Here is a 17,405-nt window from a genome sequence, read left to right on the forward strand (position 1 = left end):
AAGGTGGTTTTCTAGGGTTCCGCAGTGCGTCCCGCGCTGGTCTGGTCCGAGAGAAAACACATAGCGACGTTATCGCTATGACACGGTGGGATAAAAGCCCAGGAGTTTTTGCTCTTGATCAAAGAGCTTCTCTCCGGGGCTTTTTTAATTTTACTGGAAAACGAATACGGATAAAGGAAGGGGATGCAGTTATGAAAAAGAAAGCAATGGATATGATACTAATTATTATAGGCGCGTTTTTCTTTGCGTTAGCCGTGAATCTGTTCGCCATCCCGAATGACTTGGGAGAAGGCGGCGTCACGGGGATCACGCTGATTTTATACTACGTTTTTGAATGGTCTCCGGGCATCACAAACTTTGTGCTGAACGGCATTCTTCTGATTATCGGCTATCGTTTTTTGGATAAAAAAACGACGATTTATACCATTATTGCGGTGGTGGCCAATTCATTCTTTCTGCACGTCACCGAAGATTGGACGGTGCCGGCTGATGAAGTGATCATCAGCACGATCTTTGCCGGGGTATTTGCCGGCGTCGGCATCGGCATGATCATCCGTGTCGGCGGAACCACTGCCGGGTCTGCGATTCTCGCGAGAATCGCCAATAAATATTTTGACTGGAACATCAGCTATGCCTTGCTGATGATCGATTTAGTTGTCGTGTTCAGTTCCTACTTTATCATCGGAGCTGAAAAGCTGATGTTTACGATTGTCATGCTGTACATCGCCACGAAGGTCATGGACTTCATTATCGAAGGGCTCAACACGAAAAAAGCGATCACGATCATTTCAGAGCATAAAAACGAGATCGCAGCGCAGGTCAATACCCTGATGGACCGCGGCGTCACGATATTATCGGGACGCGGACACTATACGGGCGACTCCAAAGAAATTTTATACATTGTCATTAATAAACAAGAGCTGTCCATGCTGAAGAAAATTATTAGAAGCACAGATAAAAAAGCATTTGTCATCATCCATGATGTCAGGGATGTATTCGGCGAGGGATTTGTTGATATCTCAAAATAGGGGAAGGCTGCCGGCGAATGGCCGGGAGCCTTTTTGTATTCATCGGGTCTGATTAGGACGGACATCTGCTATTAATAAATGGACAAATACATGAAGTTTTATGCAGGAACTGGTTTCTGTGGTAAGGTAGATCTTGGCATGAATATTATTTGTAGCGGAATCCGCTTGCTGGAGTAGAGGAGGCCTATTATTTTTGGAACAGGAAGAAAAACAGCCAATTGATGTGAAAAGCCGAATGTTCTTTAGAGTATGGGTTTTTGCAGGGACAGCAGGTTTCGGGTTGGTCGGAGCATGGCTCTTTTATGAAGCAATAAAACTCGAATCGAAATATTCATTGCTGTACCTGGGAATCGGACTTTTCGGGATCATCTATGGTTTGATTACTTTTCTAATGGTATTTCCGGCCTTCACGAAAAAAGGAAACATCATCTTCCGCATGATCGAGGGAGAAGACGGGCGGCTGTTCTCAGGGAAGAAATCTGTGTTGTTCAAAGACATCAAAAGCCTTAAAATGGAGCAGCACCGCTGCAGCCCGAAAGGCATTTTCTTTATGGATATAATGATAGAGACGTTCGGGAACGGCATGGTGCGAATTCCGACGTACAACATTCTTCCCGAACCGGCATTTTATAAAGCGGTCGAGCTATACATTCTGCCCTATATGACGGAGGAAGCGCGTGCGGACTGGATCAGCCAGTTTACAGAAGCGCAAAGAAAAGCTTATTTAAATGAATTTCATAAAGATATTTAATCGTTCGGGAAAGAGCAATTTTAGAGGTGAATGAAAATAACTGAAACCTTTGGGGAAATTCATTCGTCTTAATTAGAGGCCGTTGTCTTAGATGCGGAAATTTGTTTTCGCATGCGTGGACTGTTTGAGTGAGGGAAGCCGGGGGATTTCACCATGGATGTGCTTGTAAAACCGCCGAGACTTTTAGTAGAATGATATATTATCGTTTCCTCACGCTTCATTGACTGAAACAGAAAGCGGTCTGAAAAAAAGTTTATAAAGGTAGAGGTTATCATGAAAAAAATATTCTCTCATAAGCTAAGCTTTTTTGTGTTAGCTATTGTTTTTGTATGGGCTAAAACCTATGCTTCCTACTTTTTAGAGTTTAATTTGGGTGTGAAAGGGTCTACGCAGCACATGCTGCTGTTTATCAACCCATTCAGCTTCACGATTGCTGCACTCGGTTTGGCTTTGTTTGCAAAAGGCCGCCGGTCGGCGATATGGATCATCATCATTGATGCTGTGATGACGTTTGCTTTATATGCAAATGTCCTGTTTTACCGTTTCTTTGATGACTTTTTGACGTTTGCAAACTTAAAACAAGCCGGAAACCTCGGCAATATGTCAGATGGCGTTTTTGACATCATGGCATTTCATGACGTTATCTATTTCGTAGATTTGATCATTCTGATTGCCTTATGTGTGAAGCTGCCTGAACTGAAGGCGTCACAACTGAAAAAAAGATGGGCTGCTGCCGTTGTTCTCGGCGGAGTGGTTCTGTTTTTCATCAACCTTGCAGTTGCTGAGACCGACCGTCCGGAGCTTTTGACAAGAACATTTGACCGAAATTACATCGTCAAGTATTTGGGGCCTTACAATTACATGATCTATGATGGTGTTCAGGCCGCTCAAAACGCGAGCCAAAAGGCATACGCGAGCAGCGACGACCTGACGAGCGTCATCAACTATACAAATTCGCATTATGCGAAACCGAATGACGAGTATTTCGGCGCAGCAAAAGGTAAGAACATCATCAAGATTCATTTGGAAAGCTTCCAGACGTTTTTGATCGATTATAAGCTGAACGGAAAAGAAGTTACGCCGTTCTTGAACAAGCTGGCGCACGGCCAGAATGACATGATGTATTTCGATAACTTTTTCCATCAGACCGGTCAAGGAAAAACCGCGGATGCCGAATTGATGATGGACAACAGCCTTTACGGACTTCCTGAAGGCAGTGCATTTGTAACAAAAGGGCAAAATACGTACCAATCCCTGCCGGCGATTCTGAACCAAAAAGAAGGCTACACAAGCGCCGTGCTGCACGGTGACTACAAGTCATTCTGGAACCGCGACCAGGTGTATAAACAAATTGGCTATGACAAATTCTTCGATGCCAGCACATATGACATGTCAGAGGAGAATCTCGTCAACCTTGGCTTGAAAGACAAGCCGTTCTTTGAAGAATCAATTCCGAAGCTGAAATCGCTCAAACAGCCGTTCTATGCCCATTTAATCTCGTTGACTAACCACTATCCGTTCATTTTGGATGAAGAGGATGCCACCCTTGAAAAGGGAACGACGGGAGATAAAACGGTAGACGGGTACTTCCAGACGGCGCGCTATCTTGACGAAGCGCTTGAAGATTTCTTTAAAGAGCTGAAAAAATCGGGATTATATGATGATTCTGTTATCGTGATCTATGGTGACCACAACGGAATTTCAGAGAATCACAACCGTGCAATGAAGGAAGTATTAGGTAAAGAGATTACACCGTATCAAAACGCGATGAATCAGCGCGTACCGCTTATGATCCGCGTTCCAGGCAAAAAAGGCGGAGTCAATCATACGTATGGCGGTGAAATGGATGTCATGCCGACACTTCTTCATCTGCAAGGTATTGACAGCAAAAAATACATCAACTTTGGTACAGACCTCTTTTCTAAAGACCACGACCAAACCGTGGCTTTCAGAAATGGAAACTATGTAACGCCGAAGTACACGATGATTGATACGACCGTATACGATACAAAGACAGGGAAAGAGATCAAAGGCAACCAAGAAACGGAAAACCTGAAATCGCAGGTGTCCGAACAGCTGGATCTGTCCGACCAAGTACTCTATAAAGATCTGTTAAGGTTCCACGAGATTTCAGACTTCAAGCCTGTTGATCCATCAAAATATCATTACGGAAAAGAAAAAGCCAGCGAGTAAAAAACGAAAACCGCCTGACGCTTGATAAAGCAGTCAGGCGGTTTTTTTGTGGGGGCAGGTCCGCCCGTTGTTCTAAGAAGCCGGGCCAGCACATAGATTGATAGGAAAGAGTACAGAACAAGGATAGAGGATGTGAGAGCGTTGACCAAATCTCATTATTTTTTTAAATTGCATCCTTTAATGGTGCCGGCCGGCTGGAAGGTGAGAGAAAATCATTTGTATCAAAAGCCGATTCGCGATCCCCGCCATACGCTATTCATCTTGGAGAACGAAAGCTGCGGTCAAATGGTGCAAGTTGAATATGCTGGAGAACTGAAGTACGTCATCAGGAAGCTAAATGCTGATCAAACGCTGGTCAGCGAAGATTCAGACGCGCCGTATGAACAGCTGGTCGAACGGTTGGAAGATATGATACGTGCTTCCGGGGGCGCCCGCAATTTGCTGAGGCTTAGAATCCCGGCCGGCTGGACGGTTGTGCATCACTCATTAACCGATACCAACCCCGATGAATTGGTGCCTGACAGCAAGGCTTGGCTGTCTGATTTCAAACGGGACCTTTTAAAGCTGCGTCATGATGAAAAACGCCTTCTGCTCGATGTAGAGTGGTATCCCGAGTGCAGTCCGGCAGGTCATTATGCGCTGAAATTGATAAAGAACGGGAACTGGAACAGTCCTTTGGAAGACATGCTGTGCATCCATCCGAAGGAATTAGCCTATGAGATTAACGCTGTTCTGAAAAAGACTTGTGAACATCAATATGTTGAAGAAACCGGCGCATAACGGCCGGTTTTTGTGCGAAAAGCCCCTTATTTAATTCATACTTTTTATTCAATAAAATGTCATTTTTTTCTTGAGTGAATAAGAAAAATATTTTATCATGGAAAAAGATACATATGAAATAGACGAAAGGGGTCAAATGGGATGAAAAAAATAGTGGCGGGTCTTTTGTCTGCCGGTCTTATCATCGGTTTTTCCTGGAGTGCCGGCGATGTGGCAGAAGCAAAAACGAAGGTGAAAACGTACAAAAACTGCAAAGCTTTAAATAAAGACTATAAAGGCGGCGTCGCCCGTACGAAGTCGGTGAAAAACAAAGGCGGAAAAACGAAGTACAAGCCGTATGTTTCAAAAGCGCTTTATGACGCCAATAAAAAGCTGGACCGCGATAAAGACAAAATTGCCTGTGAGCGGTGATATATCCAAAAAAAGATCTCTGCCGAGGGATCTTTTTTTGTTTATCAGGAAATTTATGAAAATTAAAGACTGCTGAAACATAATCTTAACAGTGCGAACCTATACTTTGGCAAGAGAAGAGCAAAAGGGGAGTGGATGATGTGTCAGCTTTATTAAAAAAATTGATGTTATCTTCATTGATCGGGGTCTCCATCGGGTCAGCACTGTTTGCACCGAATGCGGGGGCACAAGAGCCGGCAGCGAAGCCTAAAAAGGTGGATGTTATTGCGCACAGAGGCGCTTCGGGGTATGCGCCGGAAAACACGATGGCTGCATTTGAAAAAGCGCTTCATATGAAAGCAGATTATATCGAGCTGGATGTTCAAATGTCCAAGGACGGGAAGCTTGTCATCATTCACGATACGACCGTAAACCGTACGACAGACATTGACTCAGTCCTGCCGGTTGCCGTAAAGGACTTGACGCTTGCCGAGCTGCGCAAGCTTGATGCTGGCAGCTTCTTCGGTCCGCAGTTCGCCGGGGAGCGCATTCCGACATTTGAAGAAGTGCTTGACCGGTATAAAGGGAAGATCGGAATGTTGATCGAATTGAAAGAGCCTGCGCGCTATCCGGGAATCGAAGAAAAAGTATCAGCGGCATTGAAAGAGCGGAGAATGGATAAGCCTAAAAACGGAAAAATCATTGTACAATCGTTTGATTTTAACTCTGTTTACAAAATTCATCAGCTGCTTCCAACGATGCCTACAGGTGTCTTAACGTCAAAAGCGTCGGACTTAACAGATGCAAAGCTTAAGGAATTCTCCGGCTATGCCAAATATGTGAACGCCAACTTAAAAAATGTGGCCGCTGATCCTACGCTTGTGCCGAGGATTCATGCGCTAGGCATGAAAATTACGCCTTGGACCGTCCGTTCCCGCGATGAAGTGCCTCCGCTTTTGAAGGCAGGCGTGGACGGGATTGTGACAGACTTTCCTGACTATGTTCCGAAAAAAGTACGCTAGAAACTAAACAGAAAGCCTGCAGTTCGCTCTGCAGGCTTTTACATTCATCAATAAAACTGAGCTAACAGCAGCAAGGTCAGTGTAACGGTTATCGCCCCGCCGATTCTTGTGGACACCTGGGCAAACGGCATGAGCTCGAGGCGCTCTGCGGCGCTGAGAATGGCGATGTCGCCGGTGCCTCCCTGGCCGGAATGGCAGGCATTGATAATCGCGGTTTCAATCGGATACATGTTCAGCCACTTCCCTGTAAAAAAGCCGACGGTTATCATCGTGACGACGACGGATACGATCGTAATAATATTGGCGATATTAAATGCTGCGATCAGCTTGTCCCACGGTGTCATGGAAACGCCAATGGCAAAAAGCAGCGGAAATGTCACCGCAGTTGAAAAGAAGCGTGACACGCCGTAGGCGCCGTTTTCCAAATTCGACGGAGCCAAACGAAACAGTTTCACGGCAACAGCCAGCAGAAGCATCATGACGGGTGCTGGAAATCCGAACAAGTCATGTGAAAGCATACCGACCAAATATAATGAGACGGCAAGAATGCCTCCTGAGGCAAAGTGGGAAAGATTAAAAACGCTTTCTTTGTCTTTGTCGCGGCTTTCAAGCGGCAGTGCGTCCTCGCTTTCGAAACGGTCAACTTTTCCGTTGCCTGTCCAGTCAGGCTTTTTCTTTCCGATTACGTTTAAAACCCCGGACAAAATGACAGCGCTTAAGCTTCCGAACATAATGGAAGGAATGACAAGTGCAAAAGCTTCCCCTTGTGACATGTGCATGATTTCCGAATAGCCGATGGACAGCGGAATGGCTCCCTCGCCAACCCCTCCGGCCATGATCGGAATCACAATGTAGAGCAGCGTATGCTGAAATCCGAGGCCGAGCATTGTACCAACCGCCAGACCGACTGCCGCTGCGGCAATTGTCCCTGCAATTAGCGGAATAAAAATTTTAATGAACGCTCTGACCAGCGTTTCTCTTTTCATCCCTAAAATGCTTCCGACGACAATGGCTGAGATAAACAAATAAAGAAAGTTTGAGTTTTCTGTAAATTCAGTTGTTGATTTGATAATGTCTTCCGGAATGAGATGGTAGTAGACGATAGCTGAAGGAATAAACGTCGCAAGTATGGCGGCACCGCCGACAGAACGAAGAAGCGGCAGCGACTTTCCGATTTGGGCGAAGGTGAATCCGAAAAAGCCCATAACCGCAATGGCTGTTAAAATGTCGCTTTTCAGATCGTGCATATAGACAAACGTCACAATCAAAGCCATGAGCAGCAAGTATACGGGCAGCGGAATGATGCCGATTTTAACATTCATCGCTCTTGCAAAAAAATTTTCATCCAGTTCTTGCTTTGTTTGAATCGGTATATGTTGTACCTTTGTTTTTGCTTCCATATTCTTTCCCCCATCCTTTATGTTATCCCCTTGCTGAGTTATTTAACTAAATTAAGTATACTAAAAAAATCAAAATTCAGACAACCGTGCAGGAAGACCTAGCTGTTTTCCCATGATGATCAAGGGCAACTTGATTTGGCTAAAGACGTGTCTGGACACTGTTTAATGGCCTTGTGCAGGCTGTTTTTGATGCGGTTATTCCCGAATCTCCTTTTATTGGAATGAAAATCGACACAAAAAAGCTGTTAATCCGTCAAAAATAAATCAAACATTTAGGAGCAGAGACCTTTTTTCTTGTGTGAACCGTTGATACATTCAGCTCCTGTCTCCGAACAAACAGAGGACGTCTGCGACAAAAGATTCAACCTTGATGCTGGATATATGTGAAGGGGAATCGATGTGAGTCTTATGCATTTTTTAAACAGGTGTCTATAGTCTTATAATATTTTATGTTTAGTAGACATAAAGATATATTTTTTATCATTTTTTAAGGAAAATTAGGTCAAATGGTGGTAATATATTCGAGTGCAAAAGAATGAAATAAAGGAATATTTTAGAGAAATTCTGTGAAAAGAGTTTTTTATCAGCACATAAGGAGAAGAAAATGGAATTAATTTTACACTACTATCCCGCAGCAATGATTGCCCTGATTCTCATCGGGTATTTGGGATCTCGGATGAATCCGCGTTTTAAGAAGTTTTTAATCATATTGTGTCTTATGACGAACGGTGTGTATATTGTATGGCGGTTCGGCTTTACAATGCCCGTCTCTCGTCCCGCCGACATCGTAATGGGTGTCATCCTGATTGCAACTGAATGTATCGGCTTTTTACAGCTGTTGGTCTTTTATACGCTAGTATGGAAGGAAAAGAAGCGGGAGCCGGAAATGCTTGGTGATCAAGACCATTGGCCGAGCGTTGATATTCTTATTGCAACTTACAACGAGGAGCGCCATGTGCTGAAAAAGTCAGTGGCAGGCTGTCTGAACCTTGATTATCCAAAAGAGCTTGTCAACATTTATTTGTGTGATGACGGAAGGCGGACGGATATTAAAAAGCTGGCTGAGGAACTTGGCGTTTATTACGTTACAAGGCCAAGTAATGAGCATGCAAAAGCGGGGAACTTAAATCATGCGATGAGCTGCTCGAACGGGGAACTGATTGTGACGATGGATGCCGATATGGTCCCGCTTCCTTCATTTTTGCAGAAAACTGTCGGCTATTTTAAGAAGGAAAAAGTGGCTTTTGTTCAAACGCCGCAGGCCTTCTATAATGAAGATCCTTATCAGTACAACCTATTTTCAGGAGCGAACATTCCGAATGAGCAGGACTTTTTTATGCGCAGGCTCCAGGCCGGGAAAGACCGTTTTAATGCCGTCATGTACGTCGGCAGCAATACGGTTTTCAGAAGAACCGCTTTGGAGGAAATCGGCGGTTTTGCGACCGGTGTGATTACCGAGGATATGGCAACCGGAATGCTTTTGCAAACAAAATTTAAATCTGTTTTCGTCAAAGAAGTCCTTGCGGTCGGTCTCTCGCCGGAAACGTGGACGGACCTTTTGAAACAGCGCGACCGCTGGTGCAGAGGAAATATTCAATGCGGGAAGAAATGGAATCCGCTTTTCTTAAAAGGTCTGACGCCCATGCAGCGGATCCTTTATTTTGACGGTATTCTCTTTTGGTTTTTCGGCGTTTTTAAGATGGTATACATTCTGGCGCCGCTCTTGTTTTTGCTATTTGGCATACATAGCTTAAAGACCGATCTGTGGTCGATCACCTCGTTTTGGCTGCCTGCGTTTTTAGGTTCTTACCTTTCATTTAAAGCCGTTTCGGACCGGCAGCGCAGCATGAGCTGGAGCCATATTTACGATACATCGATGGCGCCGCACATGGCGATATCGGCCTTGTCAGAATTCATTTTCAAAAAGCGGTTTGATTTTAAAGTCACGCCGAAGGGTGTTAACACAGATCGGAGAAAATTCAAATATACGACGGCGCTGCCATGTGCGATTCTGCTCGCAATGACAGTGTTTGCTCTCGGAAAAATCCTTTATGAATTTTTGTTTCTTCATACTTTTGATATGAACGTCACATCGTATAACTTATTTTGGGTTCTCTATAACATGACAGGCCTCATACTTGCGCTGCTCGTTGCCTTTGACAGGCCGAGATTTCGAAGCTCTGAGCGGTTCACAGTCAACAAGTCGGCGGCTTTTTCCACCGTTTCAGGAGATGAGCACGAATGTGAACTGATAGATGTGAGCGACACGGGCGCGCGTATCAGACTGCCTTATACGGCTGATTCGGATATGTACTATCATGTGGACGGTCTGATCATAGATGCGGTCGGAAAAGTGCCGGCTCGGGTGATGTGGACGACGAAAGACGCGAACGACATTGAAATCGGGCTGCATTTCAAAGAGATGGACAAGGAACTGTATGTGAAGCTGATCGGTTTTATGTTTAATGAAGAAAATGCAAAAAAGTCCGACCGGGAGAAGCGGGCTGATACGTTGTCAACAGTGATGCGCTTTTTAATGAAAACTGAAAAAACCCCGGATGCATTCAAGAGAAAATATGTCCGCGAGGCCTTTCAAGGTCTGGGAACACTGCTGTTCCCAGATGATACAGAGAAAGGTGCTCACGAGATCATGATTAAGGACATCAGCTTGTCAGGCTGCCAGATTGAATCCGGTGTCCCGCTTGAGATGAATGAATATGTGCTGGTTTCTATCAATGAGAAAGATCCGGATCAGCGGCTGGCGCTCGTCTGCTGGATAAAGAAGCGGAGAAAGCGATACACAGCGGGATTGAAATTTATAGATGAACATGCATCACAATCAATAGGAGACCCGGTAGCATAAGCTGCGGGTCTTTTTTTGTCAACGGTCTTCCTGTACGGTCCGCCCGTATTCGAATTTCATGCTATGGTTCAGCATGTTTTCTTTAGCTGTGATCTCTATAGGCTGAACTTTAAAGACAACGGTTTTGCTGCCTAAACTCGATCTGTATTTTTCGACATGTGTTTTGTGAAGCGGAGAACTGTAGTATCCCGGTACGTATTTGTCGAGAAGAGACTGCATGGCCGATGTTGCTTCATCTAAGTCTGTGATCATTGACGCTGTACCGAAAAGAACGACGCTCATATAAGCGGTATCTGTTTTAGCGGGAATCGGGTGCACCATTGTTCCATATTGTTCACTTACTGTGAAGCATACGTTTGAATTCTCGTGCAGCATGTCCATTTTCCGCCCCTCCGATGCCCCGTGAAAGTATATGCAGCCGTTTTTCCAAACGAAGTTCAAAGGGATGACATATGGTGTCCCGTGAGCGGCCAAGCCGAGGTATCCGGTTTGTGCTTCGCTTAAAAATCGGCCGATTTTTTCTGAATCTGTGCATGCCAGCTTCTGCTGGCGGATGGATTGATGATGCATAGCAGTCACGCTCCTTTTTAGTTGTTATGATGATTGTAGGTTGTAATTGTCCCTTTAAAAAGAGACAATAGTAGAAAACTTGATGAGGTCAGATGATGATAGAGTTAACGCCTTTCCTAAACAAAACAGTCAGAACGCCGCTTTATATCCAGCTCTATCAATATATAAAAAAAGAGATTGAAGAGGGCGGGATCTCTCCCGGAACCCTTCTGCCGTCCATCCGCTATTTATCCCGGCATTTACATATCAGCAAAAATACCGTTGAGAGCGCCTATCAGCAGCTGACTGCAGAAGGGTATACAGAGAGTAAACCGAGAAGTGGAATTAAGGTGCTTCCGTTGGAAAAACCGCTTGTACCGAGCGGCCATTTTACATATCCTGAACGTCAAAAACGAGAGGAAGAACCCGCTCGGCGATATGATTTTCAGTATGGAGATATTGATTTGGATCATTTTCCGTTCAAAACGTGGAAGAAGTGTCTGCAAGATGCTATGAACAGTGACAGCCCGGAATTGTTTCTGTACGGTGATCGTCAAGGTGACAAAGGTCTCCGGGCAGAGTTGGCAAAATACTTATTTCAAGCAAGAGGCGTACGCTGTTCCCTTGAGCAAATCGTGGTGTGTTCAGGGACGCAGTCTGCAGTCAGCCTGCTTTGTCAGCTGCTCCCCTCCAACGGGAGGGTGGTTGCGGCTGAAAATCCAGGGTATGACGGTGTCCACTCCGTTTTTTTGAACCATGGATACACCATCCGTCCAATCGGGCTTGAGGCGGATGGAATTGATTTGTCACAGCTGGCTGAGAGCCGGGCGAAGCTTGCTTACATTACGCCGTCTCACCAGTTTCCGTATGGTATGGTGCTGCCGATTCAAAAAAGATTGAAATTGCTGAAATGGGCTGACCAAAACGATGCTTATATCATTGAAGACGACTATGACAGCGAATTTCGCTATCAGGGTCAGCCTATTCCATCTTTAAAAGCGCTTGATACAAAAGAAAACGTCATATATCTAGGGACATTTTCCAAATGCTTTTTACCGGCGGCCCGATTGAGTTATATCGTTCTGCCGGAGAGGCTGACAGAGCAATTCTGCGAAAGGTTCGGCCGCTACAGTCAATCTTCTTCACCGATGATTCAAAGAGCGATGTATTTGTTTATGAAAGAAGGGTTTTTTGAAAGACACATTCGTAAAATGAAAAAAGTGTACCAGGAGAAGCATCAAACATTGATTTCAGCGATTGAAAAGCATTTCGGCCATGAGGTCAACATCATAGGAGAAAAAGCGGGACTCCACATTTTAATGGAAGTCAGACGGGATATAAAGGACCTCATTAGTAAGGCGGAAAAGCACGATGTGAAGGTTTATCCCGTTTCAGACTTTTGGATCGATCCTCATGAAAGCCCTTCTTCCATCGTGATGGTTGGTTTTGGGGGGCTTTCCGAACAAGACATCGAGGAGGGAGTCAAGAGACTCTATCAGGCATGGTTTGCATGAATGTTAAAACATGCTGAGGCCGTCCGATATTAAAAAGGCAAATAAGTTTAGCTGAAAGCAGGAAAAAAGAGTGAAAAATACAAAACTGATTCTCATTTTATTGATGTTGACAGGAGCAATGTACGGGTGCTCAAGCCATGAAGCCAAAGGGGAAGAGACAGCAAAACCAAAAGCGGCGCAGCAAGCGCCGGAGCGATCAAAAAAGGAATCTCAGCAAAACACAGCGTCCATTGATACAGCAGATTGGATCAAAGTAAACGGTCCGGCCCGCATTCCGATTCTCATGTATCACAGCATTTCCTCAGGAAACAGCCTGCGCGTACCGGAGGCGGAGTTCCGCGGACATATGAAATGGCTCAAGGATAACGGCTATTACACGTTGACACCCGAAGAAGCCTATATTGTCTTAACACAAGATAAAATGCCGAGTGAAAAATGCGTGCTGATTACGTTTGATGACGGTTATACAGATAACTTTGAAAAAGCGTACCCGATTTTGAAAGATTATGAGATGAAGGCGACAATTTTTATGATCGGCAAATCGGTCGGCAGAAAAAATCATTTAACAGAACGCCAAATGAAAGAAATGGCCGAGCACGGTATTGCCATCGAAAGCCATACGATCAATCATGTCGAACTGAACGGACTTGCTCCAGAGCAACAGCTGAGCGAAATGACTCGTTCCAAAACATTGTTTGACGGCATGCTCAAGCAAAACACAATTATGCTGAGTTATCCAGTTGGACACTATAATGCCGAAACGCTCAAACAGGCTGAGAAGGCGGGGTATCAAATGGCGGTGACGACAGAACCGGGGGCGGCTGCAAGGGATCAGGGGATGTATGCGCTGCACAGGGTCCGCATCTCGCCGGGTATGTCGCCGGACGCCTTTGGAAGAATGGTGGAACACAGCAGACAATAGGAAAGACGGCATTTATTATGATGCCGCTTTCCTTATTTTTTTTCGTTTTGGTGCGTCGGGCTCATGACAAGCCGCAGATTCGGGCGCATACCTTCAGAGGTTCGGCGGTTTGCCGTCTGCCCGGGTGCGGTTTCGATTACCCTCAAAAATCCAGTCGGCGCAGCTGCCTGGCGGATCAATATTCTGCTTTTCGGTGCCGCTTTTTTATAAGATCTTTTGTTGCTCTTGTCAAAAAAGAATGAATACAAAATAAACAGAGCCAATAAAACCAGTAAAAAAATCATCTGGAAAAAACCCTCCTTATCATGAATGTCTTCTTTTAATATCGAACAAGTAGGTGCAAAGTTTTATATATTTTGTATCAGAATCGATTTATTGTGACTTTTAAATCGTTTGAAGAGCGGGAATCTGCTGTCTTTACATCATTCCCAATCGGAAGTCTGGTTAAACAACTGAATTGATGATGACGTATTTGGAGTTAATGGTGAATGAATGATGAAGGGAGATGAATATACCCGGCTGACTGCAGCAAGAACTGCATACAGCCTAGGGATCCGAGTAGGAGCAGAAGATAGGTAAAGGCAGCCCGCAGGTCTTAACAGCCACCGCCGCCATCGCCGCCGCCACCGCAATCACCCCCGCTGTCTCCGGATGAGTCAGGACCTCCAATAAAAAAAGTTGAAGAGCTACTGCCGCTGTTTTTTTCGTCGGACGGCAACATAGAGGCGTAGAGAAGGAAAACCACCAGTATAAAACCAATCATTCCAACAATCATATGAAAACCTCCTAACCAATATGACTTCTGTTTTTATACGAACAACGGGCCAAGAAGTTTCGGAATTTTGTAAAAATATAGTGATTCATAGAAAAACGGCTTAGGCGCCGTTTTTTAGTGCTTGATCAATTTGGTCCGAACTGCACTCGGCATGTCGCCGGGCTGTACTTCTTCCCATGTCTCAACATATTTTCCCTTCGCGTGTACCTTTAGATAGGCGTTTTTTCGAAGGGAATCGCTGGCGGAGAATGTAATTTCTTTTTCCTTACCGGTGTCATTATATCCTTCCAGCGTGTACTCATAGCGGCCCGGACTCAGGTGCTTACCGTCTTTGTTGATCTGGACATACACGCTTTCTTTCTTCACAAGTGGATTGAACCTGTCTGTCACCTCATTATGAATCAACAGAAATGCGCCGATACATACAGCCAAAGCGGCTGTAATGAGGGAAATTGTTTTTTTCATATTTTATCACCTTAAACATCCTTTTAATTTTTTCAAATAGCTTTTTCGAATCATCATAAAGAATAATAGTTGGAAGATCAGAAATCCGCCTATCGTCATTAACACCGGAGCTGCGAAATGACCAAGACTCTGTGCCTCGAGCGTCTTCATCGCAAAATACGCATGAACTGAGGCGAGAACGAACGGAAAGAAGAACAGGATGGCCAATTGAATCGTTATGCTCTGCGTCATTTCCTGTTCGCTCAGGCCGATTTTTGAGAGCGACCGGTAGCGCTGCTGATCTTCTTCAAGATCGGTAAACAGGCGGAAGTAGAGAAAACTCCCGGATGCCGTAAAAAAGAGAACCGCAATAAAAAGTCCGATAAACAGACTCAAGCTTGGAAGCTGAACAGTTTCAAAATAATTAATGGCCTTTGCGTCAAATTGAAATTGGATATTGTGCGCTTTTTCTCTAAGATCTTTTTCCAATGATTGGCTCATATCAAGGCTCTCTTTCCAGCGGTTGTACTTATAGCCGTACAATGTGACGGATTCGCCTTGTTTTTTCAGCTTTTCAAAGGTTTTGCCGTTTACGACAACGATGCTGTCTAACGAAATGAGCGGTTTTTTAATACCTTTTACTTTTAGCCGTTCATTTGCCGGCTTCAAATCTTTGTTCAACATGTTCAAGGTCTCGGGAATTTCCCGCTTTTCTTTTGCTTCAAAGGCGTTCGGATAATACAGCGCCTCGCCGTCTTTCAGTTCACCAGAATCTAACTTGAAGTGCTTTTGGAATTCGCCTTCAGAGATCAGGAGCACCGGAGGAAGGAGATCTCCCTGGCTATAGCTCATATAAATTCCTTTTGTCACTTCCTTTGCATACGAAAAATGTCCGTCCTTCAACTTTTGTTCGATCAGCTTAACGTGTGGTTGTTCCTTTTGGTTCCCGTTGTATAATAAGTACTCTATCTCATATCGGGAATCCAATTTTCCGATAGAAGCCTTTGAAATCACCAATGTGCCCGTGGCGGTAAAGGCAACCGCTGAAATGATGCAAACAAGAAAGAACAGGCGGGCATTATCTTTCAGCCGATAGACAAGATCGGATACCCAAAGCACGTTTTTTCCGCGCAAATAAAATGACCTCCGCTTTTTTAACAGCCGCAGCAGCCAAATGCTGCTTTGGCTGAAGAAGAAATAAGTCCCGATGATTGTCAAAATTAAGATCGTGACGGCTTGGGGAAAATGGATCTCGGCGAACAATACAAGCCAGTATCCGGAGCCGAGGCAGCCGATGCCGATGACCGAAAAGATAACTGATGGTTTTGGCTCAGGTTTTATTTTCCCGGTACCTTTGATCAGCTTGGTAACCGTTTTTGATTTAATAAACAAGACCGTAAATTGCGACAGCAGAATAAACAGCGCGAGAAAGCAGGCGGATGTAAGAGTCATCGCTTTCCAAGGCAGATACAATGGCAAAGCGTCCATTTCCAGAATATAAGCGCCGATCGTAAAGAATGTTTTTGCAAAAACCAGACCGCCGATGATGCCTGTAACGATCGAAAGCATGCCGATGATGATGTTTTCTGCGGTAATCAGTTTTCTTAATTGAACGGGAGTGATTCCTTGAATGGTGAGTATCCCGAATTCCTTGCTTCTCGACTTGAGAAAGGCGTTGACGGAATAAAGCACAAACAGAATAGAAAAAGCGAAAATCATCCATTCAGCCACCGATAACCCCCGTTTTGCAATGTTGTTTAAGTAGCCTTTCTCTAAAGCAGGGTGGAACAAAAACATCGCAAATGTGAAAAAAATCATCACTGAAAACGAGCTGCTTAAAAAGAAGGCGAGATAGGCTCTTTTATTCCGGACGACGTTTTTATAAGCGAACTGAAGAAAGGTCATTGGCGTTTCCTCCCAGCATGGACAGCACAGTCAGAATCTCTTCATAAAATACTTGGCGGTTGGCGCCGCGGTAAATTTCGTTGAATAATGTTCCGTCTTTAATAAAAATGACGCGACTGCAATAGCTTGCGGCAACTGGGTCATGCGTGACCATCAATATCGTGGCATTGTCGTTTCCATTAAGATGCTGCATCGTTTCCATCACGTCTTTTGACGCCTTGGAATCGAGGTTCCCCGTCGGTTCGTCGGCGAGGATGAGAGCGGGCTGATGAATGACAGCTCTTGCGATGGCTGCGCGCTGCTTTTGTCCGCCGGATACTTCAAACGTCCGTTTATTCAGGAGTTGTTCGATGCCGAGTTTTTCAGCAATCGCCTGAAGTTTATCTTCCATAACGGAAAGCGGTTTATTTTCAAGCGTTAACGGCAGCATGATATTTTCGCCGATCGTTAGCGTATCCAGCAAATTAAAATCCTGGAATACGAATCCGAGCTGCCTGCGGCGAAAGTGGGCAAGTTTTGCCCTCTTCAGATGATGCGGATCTTCTCCGCGAATCAAAATGTCGCCGGAATCGGGGCGGTCAATCGTTGAAATGATATTGAGAAGCGTCGTTTTTCCTGATCCGGACGGCCCCATAATCGCCGTGAACTCACTGTCCTCTACATTGAATGAAATATCTTTTAAAGCCTGATGAGAGACTTGTCCTTTATATGTTTTATTGATGTTTTTAACGATCAGCATGTCTGTCATGATATCCTCCTTTTGCGATGCTTTCCTTTACAAGCGGTGCTCGCTTCCGATATGTCGCAATTCTCCATATCCACTCCAGCGGGCCCCATCCTGAAGCCGAAACGCGCTTATGAAAGCTTAA

General features: G+C 44.8%; 16 protein-coding genes and 1 riboswitch. Of the genes, 9 read left to right on the plus strand and 7 right to left on the minus strand.

All coding sequences use genetic code 11. The features are described from left to right. Positions 1 to 107, plus strand: a riboswitch (guanidine-I (ykkC/yxkD leader). A gap of 84 nt (positions 108 to 191) precedes the next feature. The 6 genes from H2R00_RS16120 to H2R00_RS16145 all read left to right on the plus strand — a co-directional run bounded on the left by H2R00_RS16120 (position 192) and on the right by H2R00_RS16145 (position 6,164). Next, on the plus strand, positions 192 to 1,028 hold the full coding sequence (locus H2R00_RS16120; RefSeq protein ID WP_154996154.1) for a YitT family protein: 837 nt from the start codon (positions 192 to 194) through the stop codon (positions 1,026 to 1,028). Between the two features lie 193 nt (positions 1,029 to 1,221). Continuing rightward, on the plus strand, positions 1,222 to 1,779 hold the full coding sequence (locus tag H2R00_RS16125) for a YfjD family protein (RefSeq protein ID WP_182069798.1): 558 nt from the start codon (positions 1,222 to 1,224) through the stop codon (positions 1,777 to 1,779). Positions 1,780 to 2,052: 273 nt separating this feature from the next. Then, on the plus strand, positions 2,053 to 3,972 hold the full coding sequence (gene ltaS / locus H2R00_RS16130; protein ID WP_182069800.1) for a lipoteichoic acid synthase: 1,920 nt from the start codon (positions 2,053 to 2,055) through the stop codon (positions 3,970 to 3,972). A 132-nt stretch (positions 3,973 to 4,104) separates the two neighbouring features. Further along, the gene (locus tag H2R00_RS16135) at positions 4,105 to 4,752 is read left to right on the plus strand and encodes a hypothetical protein (RefSeq protein WP_244958249.1); all 648 of its coding nucleotides are present in this window, start codon (positions 4,105 to 4,107) and stop codon (positions 4,750 to 4,752) included. Positions 4,753 to 4,893: 141 nt separating this feature from the next. Next, the gene (locus tag H2R00_RS16140; RefSeq protein WP_154996148.1) at positions 4,894 to 5,163 is read left to right on the plus strand and encodes an excalibur calcium-binding domain-containing protein; all 270 of its coding nucleotides are present in this window, start codon (positions 4,894 to 4,896) and stop codon (positions 5,161 to 5,163) included. A gap of 140 nt (positions 5,164 to 5,303) precedes the next feature. Next, complete coding sequence (locus tag H2R00_RS16145; protein ID WP_154996146.1) at positions 5,304 to 6,164, plus strand: glycerophosphodiester phosphodiesterase; 861 nt, start codon at positions 5,304 to 5,306, stop codon at positions 6,162 to 6,164. A 47-nt stretch (positions 6,165 to 6,211) separates the two neighbouring features. Here H2R00_RS16145 and cimH read toward each other — a convergent pair whose 3' ends face one another. After that, positions 6,212 to 7,564 (minus strand): citrate/malate transporter CimH, encoded by a 1,353-nt coding sequence (gene cimH, locus H2R00_RS16150; RefSeq protein ID WP_182069802.1) that lies wholly within the window; start codon positions 7,562 to 7,564, stop codon positions 6,212 to 6,214. Between the two features lie 604 nt (positions 7,565 to 8,168). Between cimH and H2R00_RS16155 the strand changes: the two genes are divergently transcribed. Then, a complete protein-coding gene (locus H2R00_RS16155) occupies positions 8,169 to 10,427 on the plus strand; it encodes a glycosyltransferase (RefSeq protein WP_182069804.1) in 2,259 nt (752 codons plus the stop codon). 18 nt (positions 10,428 to 10,445) lie between these two features. Here the strand turns inward: H2R00_RS16155 and H2R00_RS16160 are convergent, their stop codons facing one another. After that, entirely contained in the window at positions 10,446 to 10,997 is a 552-nt protein-coding gene (locus H2R00_RS16160) for a pyridoxamine 5'-phosphate oxidase family protein (protein WP_182069806.1), read from the minus strand. 92 nt (positions 10,998 to 11,089) lie between these two features. On the opposite strand from H2R00_RS16160, the gene pdxR reads away from it, so the two are divergent. Together pdxR and H2R00_RS16170 are read left to right on the plus strand one after the other, a co-directional pair. Beyond that, entirely contained in the window at positions 11,090 to 12,490 is a 1,401-nt protein-coding gene (gene pdxR / locus H2R00_RS16165; RefSeq protein WP_342355832.1) for a MocR-like pyridoxine biosynthesis transcription factor PdxR, read from the plus strand. A gap of 70 nt (positions 12,491 to 12,560) precedes the next feature. Beyond that, the gene (locus tag H2R00_RS16170) at positions 12,561 to 13,412 is read left to right on the plus strand and encodes a polysaccharide deacetylase family protein (RefSeq protein ID WP_412095064.1); all 852 of its coding nucleotides are present in this window, start codon (positions 12,561 to 12,563) and stop codon (positions 13,410 to 13,412) included. Between the two features lie 32 nt (positions 13,413 to 13,444). Here H2R00_RS16170 and H2R00_RS16175 read toward each other — a convergent pair whose 3' ends face one another. From H2R00_RS16175 to H2R00_RS16195, 5 genes are all read right to left on the minus strand, one after another. Then, a complete protein-coding gene (locus H2R00_RS16175; RefSeq protein WP_154996138.1) occupies positions 13,445 to 13,696 on the minus strand; it encodes a hypothetical protein in 252 nt (83 codons plus the stop codon). 311 nt (positions 13,697 to 14,007) lie between these two features. Then, positions 14,008 to 14,187, minus strand: coding sequence for a hypothetical protein (locus H2R00_RS16180; protein WP_182069808.1), 180 nt, complete (start codon positions 14,185 to 14,187; stop codon positions 14,008 to 14,010). Positions 14,188 to 14,301: 114 nt separating this feature from the next. Continuing rightward, the gene (locus H2R00_RS16185; RefSeq protein ID WP_154996135.1) at positions 14,302 to 14,652 is read right to left on the minus strand and encodes a YxeA family protein; all 351 of its coding nucleotides are present in this window, start codon (positions 14,650 to 14,652) and stop codon (positions 14,302 to 14,304) included. Positions 14,653 to 14,658: 6 nt separating this feature from the next. Next, the gene (locus tag H2R00_RS16190; protein WP_182069810.1) at positions 14,659 to 16,536 is read right to left on the minus strand and encodes an FtsX-like permease family protein; all 1,878 of its coding nucleotides are present in this window, start codon (positions 16,534 to 16,536) and stop codon (positions 14,659 to 14,661) included. After that, positions 16,511 to 17,284, minus strand: a complete 774-nt coding sequence (locus H2R00_RS16195) for an ABC transporter ATP-binding protein (RefSeq protein WP_182069812.1) — start codon at positions 17,282 to 17,284, stop codon at positions 16,511 to 16,513. The genes H2R00_RS16190 and H2R00_RS16195 overlap by 26 nt, the downstream gene beginning before the upstream one ends. Between the last annotated feature and the right edge of the window lie 121 nt (positions 17,285 to 17,405).

This window comes from Bacillus haynesii (assembly GCF_014042035.1).
Classification (GTDB): Bacteria; Bacillota; Bacilli; order Bacillales; family Bacillaceae; genus Bacillus; species Bacillus haynesii.